The organism is Nocardia sp. NPDC060220, from assembly GCF_042727815.1.
GTDB lineage: Bacteria > Actinomycetota > Actinomycetes > Mycobacteriales > Mycobacteriaceae > Nocardia.
Genome location: NZ_JBHWZY010000260.1, coordinates 1 through 8,027 on the forward strand (window position 1 = coordinate 1; position 8,027 = coordinate 8,027).

Below are 8,027 nucleotides of genomic sequence, written 5' to 3' on the forward strand. Positions count from 1 at the left end.
CCGCAGATTTATCTCACGCAGCACGGTCCGGTCACCGAAACGATGCCCCACCGCGTCGACGACGATCTCGCTCACGACGCGCGGCGATCAGCCACGGATCAGCCCGGGATACGCGCGATGCACGCCCTTGGCGACGACCGTGGCGATCACGACCTTGGCGAGGTCACCCGGGATGAACGCGAAGTTGGTCGACACCGCCGCCCACGGGCTGAGATCGGTGCGCACCAGCAGTCCCGCGGTGCCGAACAGGTAGATGATCACGATGCCGCCGAGTGCGTTGATCAGCAGACCGAACACGATCGGATACTTCGGCAGGATCATCGCGGTCAACAGACCGATGACCAGCGTCGCCGGAATCCAGCCGATCAGGTAACCCGCCGTCGGAGAGGCCAGCGCGGTGAGTCCGGTGCGGCCGCCGGACAGCAGCGGCAGCCCGATCAGGGTCAGTGCGATGAACACCGCCACCGCGGCCGTGCCCTTACGCGCGCCCAGGATCGCGCCGGTGAGGATCACTCCGAGCGTCTGCAGCGTGATCGGTACCCCGCTGAACCCGACGGTGATCGCGCCGGGCAGGCCGAGCGCGGCGATCAGGGCGGCGAACACCGCGATCTGCGCCATGTCCCGTGCGGTGAAGGTGGCTGCCCACTTCGGGGATTTCTCGACTTCGGGCACGGCGGACATCCTTCGCTACACAATTGAACAACGTTCAAAATAGCAGGCGACCAGGTCGGCCTCGCAACCGGAGCGTGTGGGCGGACCTCACACGGTCATTGATCCAGTCGCGCGTTGAGAATCCGGGCGATCTCGGCGATCGCACCTGGTTGGGTCATCTCGAGGTGGGCTGCATCGATGTCGAAGCTCGACACCTGCCCGCGGACCACCCGCGCCCATCCCTCGTGACCCGCGACGTCGGATCGCCTGTCGCGTGTCGCGGTGAAATAGAGCATGTCGCTGTCCAAGACCGCCGGACGCCACGCACCGGCTGCCCGGACCGCCAGGTTGTAGGCATCGGTCAGGCGCTGGATCCGTGCGGCGTCGATGCCGAGGCTGCTTCCCAGATGTCGTTCGATCAGGTCGGCAGCCTCCTCGGCTGTCGCATCGGGGTCGATGAAATCGACGCCCATGACCGGGCCGAGATTGCTGATCAGCTCGCCGGCCGTCACGGCGCGCAGCGTCGATTCGTCGACACCGCCGACTTCGGCGTCCAACAGTGCCAGCAGCGCGACCTGTTCACCGGCGGCGCGCATCTCGACGGCAATGGCATGGGCGATCGCACCACCCAGTGACCAGCCGAGGAGGTGATAGGGGCCGTGTGGCTGAACCGCGCGAATCTCGTCGAAGTAGCGTGCTGCCATTTCTTCGATCGATGTCGGACCGGGGATCTCACCGCCGATCTGTGGCGCCTGGATGCCGTAGATCGGTCGGCCGTCGGAGAGGTAGCGGTCGAGTGTGCGGTAGCACCACGACAGGCCGACGGCCGGGTGGATACAGAACAGTGGCGCTCGGTCACCATCGGTCCGGATCGGCAACAGCGTGTCGAAGCCGGCATCGGTCCCGTCGACGGTCGAACCGGAGCGGATTCTGGATTCGATCCGCTTGGCCAGGTCGGCCGGGCAGGGATCGGACAGCATCCAGCTGATCGGCACCTCGTAGTCGAGTTCCTTGCGCAACTCGCTCACCACTTGCACCGACTTCAGCGAGTTACCGCCCAATGCGTAGAAGTCGTCGTCGGCGCCCACCCGATCCACGCCGAGCACCGTTCCGAAGGCCCGTGCGACCTCGCCTTCCAGCCACGACGAGGGCTCCCTGAACTCCGCTACCGAGAGCACCGGCTCCGGTAGCCGCAGACGGTCCAGCTTGCCCGACGAGTGGAAGGCCACCGAGTCGAGCACCATCATCGTGGCGGGCACCATGTAGTCGGGCAGTTTCGTCGCCGCGTGCGCGGCCACCGCCGCGGTATCGACCGTGCCACCCGCGACAGGCACGAGGTAGCCGACGAGGTGCTCCATCGTACCGATGGGGCGCACCACCGCGATCGCCCGCGCGACGCTGGGATGCTCGGCGAGTACTGCCTCGATTTCGCCGAGTTCGATGCGCAGGCCACGCAGCTTCACCTGGAAATCGGTGCGGCCCAGGTAATCCAATTCGCCGGTCCGGCGCCAGCGCACCAAGTCGCCGGTGCGGTACAGGCGCCTGCCGTCGCCGTACGGGTCGGGCACGAACCGTTCCGCGGTGAGGCCCGGGCGTGACTGGTAGCCGCGCGCGAGCTGGGTGCCCGCCAGGTACAGCTCCCCGGCGACGCCGGGCGGTACCGGATGTAACCGGTTGTCGAGGACGTATGCCCGCGTGTTCCATACCGGTGAGCCGATCGGCATGGTCGCGCTCTCGGCTTCGCTCACCCGATGCGCGGTCGAGCACACGGTGCATTCGGTCGGCCCGTACAGATTGTGCAACTCGACCCCGGGCACCATTCGCCGTGCCGCGGCCACCGTCTCGGGGTCGAATGCCTCACCGCCCACCAACAGCGTCCGCACCGACTCGAGCGACTGCGCGGGCGCCATGTCCGCCAGTACCGCCACCATCGACGGCACCAGCGCGGCGACCGTGACCCGCTGGGCGGCAATGGTTTCGGCGAGATAGGCCGGGTCGGTATGCCCGTAGGCTCGCGCGATCACCAGCCGCGCGCCCACCGCCAGCGGCGCGAACAACTCCCACACCGACATGTCGAACGTAGCCGGGGACTTCAGCAGCGCGACGTCTTTCGGCGTCAACGCGTAGGTCTCGTTGACCCACCGCACCTGGTTGACCACTGAACAGTGCGATACCGCGACGCCTTTCGGGCGCCCGGTCGACCCCGAGGTGAAGATCACGTACGCGACATTGTGCGATCGCAGCGGCGCGAGCCGATCGGCGTCGGTGACCGGCCCGTCATCGAATCCCGACAGCTCCAGCCCATCGAGGGACGACAGCTCCAGCGCCGGTGCGGCGATGGACAGCATGTAGTCGATGCGGTCTGCCGGCAGGTCCGGATCGACCGGCAGGTATCCGCCCCCGGCGGCGTGCACCGCGTAGATGGTGACGACCTGGTCCAGTGAACGCCGCATCCGCAGCGCCACCAACGACTCCGGCCCCACTCCGCGGGAGATCAACCACCTCGCCAACCGATTGACGCGGGACGCGAATTCCGCATAGGTCAATGTCTGCTCTCCGGCTGTCACCGCGGGCCGGTCCGCTCGCGCCAGCACGGAGTGAGCGAAGAGGGAGGGGAGCGTCTCCTCCGGCTGGAGGCTGTAATCGGTCGAATTCCACTGCGTCAGGATGGTTTCGCGCTCATCGTCGCCGAGCAGATCCACTTCGCGCACCGGCTGTGTCGCATCGGTCACCAGTTCGCCGAGCAATCGCAGCAGGCGATCGACGATCGCTGTCGCTGTCGTGGCGTCGAAGAGGTCGCTCGCGTAGATCACCCCGCCGCTGATGCCGGCCGGGTCACCGGCGGAGTCATAGGAATCCGACATCGTGATCAGCAGATCGAACAGCGCGATGTCGGTGTCGGCTGTCACGGCGGACGCCGAGAGCCCCGGAAGTTCGAACTGGGCCCCGCCGACGTTCTGGAATGCCAGCATCACCTGGAACAGTGGATGGTGGGCGTGCGACCGCACCGGGTTCAGCTCTTGCACCAGCCGCTCGAACGGAACATCGGCGTGCCCGAACGCGGCCAGATCGGTCCCCCGCTGGTGTTCGAGTAGCTGCGTGAACGTCATCCCCGGCGTCAACCGGGTCCGCAGCACCAGGGTGTTGACGAACATCCCGACCAGATCGTCGAGTTCGGGCTCGCCGCGTCCGGCGAACGGAGTGCCGATCGCGATATCGTCCGTATCGGCCAGCCGGGCCAGCGTGGCCGCCAGCGCGGCATGGAAGACCATGAACAGCGTCGTGTTGTGTTCTCGCGCGACCTGCTGCAATCCCGCGTGCAGATCGGCACCGACAGTGATCGGCACGCTCGCGCCCGCATGGGTCTGCACGGGCGGACGCGGTCGATCGGTCGGCAGCCCCAGCAATACCGGGAGCTCGGCCAGCTCGAGGGTCCAGTAGTCGATCTGGGCACGGAGCAGCGACTGGGGATCGTCTTCGGCCCCCAATACCGTCCGCTGCCAGATCGCGTAGTCGGCGTACTGCACGGGCAACGGCGGCCGACTCGGCGACTCCCCGAGCAGGTGAGCTGTGTACGCCGTCATCATGTCCCGTGCCAGCGGGCCGAGCGAGGACCCGTCGCAGGCGATGTGATGCACCACCACGGCCAAGACCCACTCGTCCCGCCCGAGCTCGAACAACCGCACCCGCACCGGCGCCTCGACCGTCACATCGAACACCGTCGAGACGAACGCCGACAACGACTCGGCCAGTTCGGGTTCCGCGACCGAGGTCACGGTCAGCGGCGGATACGCGTCAGCGGCGGAAAGGACCACCTGCGACGGCTCGCCCTCGGCATACGGGTATACGGTCCGCAGTACTTCGTGCCGATCCAGGACATCCTCGATCGCCGCGCGCAACGCGTCGAGATTCAGCTGTCCGGACAGCCGCAGCACCATCGGAATGCTGTAAGCGGCCGAGCCGGGCTCGAGCCGGTTCAGGAACCACATCCGCTGCTGTGCGTACGACAGGGGGATTCGCCGCGGCCGCGGCTGCGCGGTCAGCGCTACCCGACCGGTATCGGCGTGCGATTCGGCGCGCGCGGCCAACCTCTCGACCGTCGGCGCTTCGAAGATCATCGACACCGGGATGGTCACGTCGAGCGCGGCACCGATCCGCGCGGCTACCCGGGTGGCCACCAGGCTGTTGCCGCCGAGGTCGAAGAAGTCGTCGTCGGCGCCGACGGGACCGTCGTTACCGAGGACGTCGGCGAAGACACCCGCCACTATTTCCTCCGCCGGTGACACCGGTGCCCGGAACCGCTTGGCCTGGACGACGGGTGCGGGCAGGGCCGCGCGGTCGAGCTTTCCATTCGGCGACAGTGGGATCGCGTCGAGGATCATCACCGCGGCGGGCACCAGGTACGACGGCAGCGCCTCGACCAATGCCGCGCGCAACTGTTCGCCCGAGATGCTCGCGCCGGTTTCGGGGACCGCGTAGGACACCAACTGTGCCGGACCGGTGCCCGCACGCCACGGCACCGTGACCGCGTAGGCCACCTCCGCCTGGGCGTTCAGCACCGCGTCGATCTCGCCCAGCTCTACCCGGTAGCCACGGATCTTCACCTGGAAATCGTTGCGCCCCAGGAACTCCAGATCGCCGTCGGCCTTCCAGCGCACCACATCACCGGTCCGGTACATGCGGCGTCCCCGTTCCCCGAACGCGAGCGCCACGAACCGCACTGCGTCGAGAGCCGCCCTGTTCAGGTACCCGCGCGCCAGCGCCGGACCCGCGAGATACAACTCTCCGGCCACCCCCACCGGCACCGGCCGCAGCCGGTCATCCAGGACCAGTGCCTGGATCCCCGGCAGCGGGACACCGATCGTCGGCCGATCATCCGGTTGCAGCGCGCGCGTCGCCGTGGCGAGCATCGTGGCCTCGGTCGGCCCGTACAGCACCTGGAACTCCCGGGCGCCCGCGACGTCGGTGCCCGCCCATCGGCTCACCAGATCCGCCGGGACCTCCTCACCACCGGACAACACCATCCGCAGGTCGTCGAGCCCGGCCGGATCCACCGACGCGAGCGCGGCCGGGGTGATGAAGGCGTGGGTGACCCGCTGCACGCGCAAGAACTCGGCCAGCTCGTCGCCGCCGTAGATCCCCGTCGGCGCCACGATGAGCGCACCGGCTCGACTGGCCGCGATCAGGATCTCCATCACCGCGGCGTCGAACGACGGCGACGCGAAATGCAACACCCTGGACGTGTGCCGCAGCTCTCGGTCGGCGCGCCGCCCCGCGACGAAGCCGGCGATGCCGGAATGTGTGATGGCGACGCCCTTCGGCACTCCGGTGGATCCGGAGGTGAAGACCACGTAGGCGACATCCGAGGCCCGCAACGGCCGCGTCCGCTCGTCGTCGCCGATCGGGCCGCTCGCCGCCGCGTCGATCCGCGCGGCGACGGCCGGGTCGTCGAGCACGATCCAGTCCACCGAATCGGGCAGCTGGGCACGCACCGACGACACCGTAACCCCCAGCGTCGCACCGGAATCCGACACCATCTGCTCGATCCGGCTGTCGGGGTAGCTCGGGTCGACCGGCACGTATGCCGCACCCGACCGCACCACCGCCCACCACGCGACAACCGACTCCGCCGACCGCGCTGCTGCCACCAGGACCGGATTCTCCGGTCCGGCGCCACGGCGGATCAGCACCCTCGCCAGCCGGCTCGATCGTTCGTCCAGCTGCGTATACGACAGCGTGGCATCCCCCGCGACGACGGCGATACCGTCGCCGTTGTCCCGGACGGCCGAGGTGAACACCTCCGGCAGCAATCCGGACGGTTCCAGCGCCGCCACGGTGTGCGCCCCGACCCGCGAGGTGAGCGCCGAGCGCTCGTCGGCTTCCAGCCAGTCGATATCGCCGACTACTACGGCCGGATCGTCGGCGACGGCTTCCAGTACCCGCACCAGCCGCCGGACGATCGCCGCTGCGGTCACCTCGTCGAACAGATCCCGAGCATAGGTCAACATTCCCGACATACCCTGCGCGGATGAATCGGACAGCACCAGCTGCAGATCGAACTGGATCGCCTCGGTATCCACCTCTGCCCGGGCCACCCGGACGTCGGGCAGCACCACTTCGATCGTCGACACGTTCTGGAATGCCAAGGCCACCTGGAACAACGGATGTCGTGCCGCCGATCGCTCCGGGTTCAACTCCTCCACGACCCGCTCGAACGGCACGTCCGCGTGCTCGAACGCCAGCAGGTCCGTTTGCCGGGTGCGCATCAGCAACTCGGCGAACGGCTCGCCCGTATCCACGCGGGTCCGCAAGGCCAGCGTGTTCACGAACATCCCCACCAGATCGTCGAGACCAGGCTCGCCCCGTCCCGCGACCGGGGTGCCGATCACGACGTCATCGCTGCTGCTGAGCCGCCCCAACACCGCTGCCAGCGCCGCGTGCATCACCATGAACAGCGACGACCCCCTCGACCGTGCCAGCGCGATCAGCCGCTCGTGCAGCCTCGCACCGATCTCCACCGGTACCCGGCCTCCCGACAGCGATGCGACGGCCGGGCGAGGGCGGTCCGCCGGAAGTTCCAGCCGGTCCGGTGCACCCGCGAGCGTCGAGCGCCAGAACTCCAACTGCTCCGACATCAACGACGCCGGATCGTCCGCGGCCCCCAGCATCTGCCGTTGCCACCACGCGAAATCCGCGTACTGCACAGCGAGCGGCTCCCACAGCGGTGCCTGCCCGGCCAGTCGCGCGGCATAGGCCACCATCACGTCACGCGCCAGTGGCCCCATCGACTGACCATCGCCCGCGATGTGATGGACCACTAGCACCAGCAGGAATTCTCCTGTGTCACTGTCGCGCTCGGCGCCCAGCTCGAACAAGCCCACTCGCATCGGCACCCGGACGGTCACATCGAATCCACGCCGCACGAACTCGCCCACCACTTCCTGGACGGAATCTGCGGGCACTCGCACCGCCCGCACCGGCACCGCGGTCTCGTCGAGAACGACCTGGCGCGGCTCACCGGCGACTTCTGGATATATCGTCCGCAATACTTCGTGGCGCGCGACCACATCGGCGAGCGCGGCAGCCAGCGCTTCGGTGTCCAGCCGTCCGGACAGCCGCAGCATCACCGGAATGCTGTGCACCGCCGAATCCGGCTCGAACCGGTTCAGGAACCACATCCGCTGCTGGGCCAGCGACAGCGGCACGGAGTCGGGGTGGGCTCCCGGCAGCAGAGGCAACCGGCCCCCACCGCTGAGCGCCGCGGCGAGACCGGCCAATCCGCCGACGGTCGGCGCCTCGAAAACCGACCGCACCGGCACTCGCGTATCCAGGGCAGCGCCGAGGCGCGCCACCACCATCGAGGCGCTCAGGGAATC

The 8,027-nt window shown here is 68.2% G+C and carries 2 protein-coding genes; both read right to left on the bottom strand.

The features are described 5' to 3' along the window. Nucleotides 1-87 precede the first annotated feature (87 nt). Nucleotides 88-681 carry a biotin transporter BioY gene (locus tag ACFWF3_RS15630; protein ID WP_379314210.1) on the bottom strand — a complete coding sequence of 198 codons (594 nt, stop codon included), beginning with the start codon at nt 679-681 and terminating at the stop codon, nt 88-90. Between the two features lie 86 nt (nt 682-767). Then, nucleotides 768-8,027: amino acid adenylation domain-containing protein (locus ACFWF3_RS15635; protein WP_379314211.1), on the bottom strand; the 7,260-nt coding region annotated here is incomplete at its 5' end.

What these genes read in the sequence shown, in the direction of transcription:
- ACFWF3_RS15630 (WP_379314210.1), bottom strand. Translation starts at nt 681, where the DNA reads ATGTCCGCCGTGCCCGAAGTCGAGAAATCCCCGAAGTGGGCAGCCACC.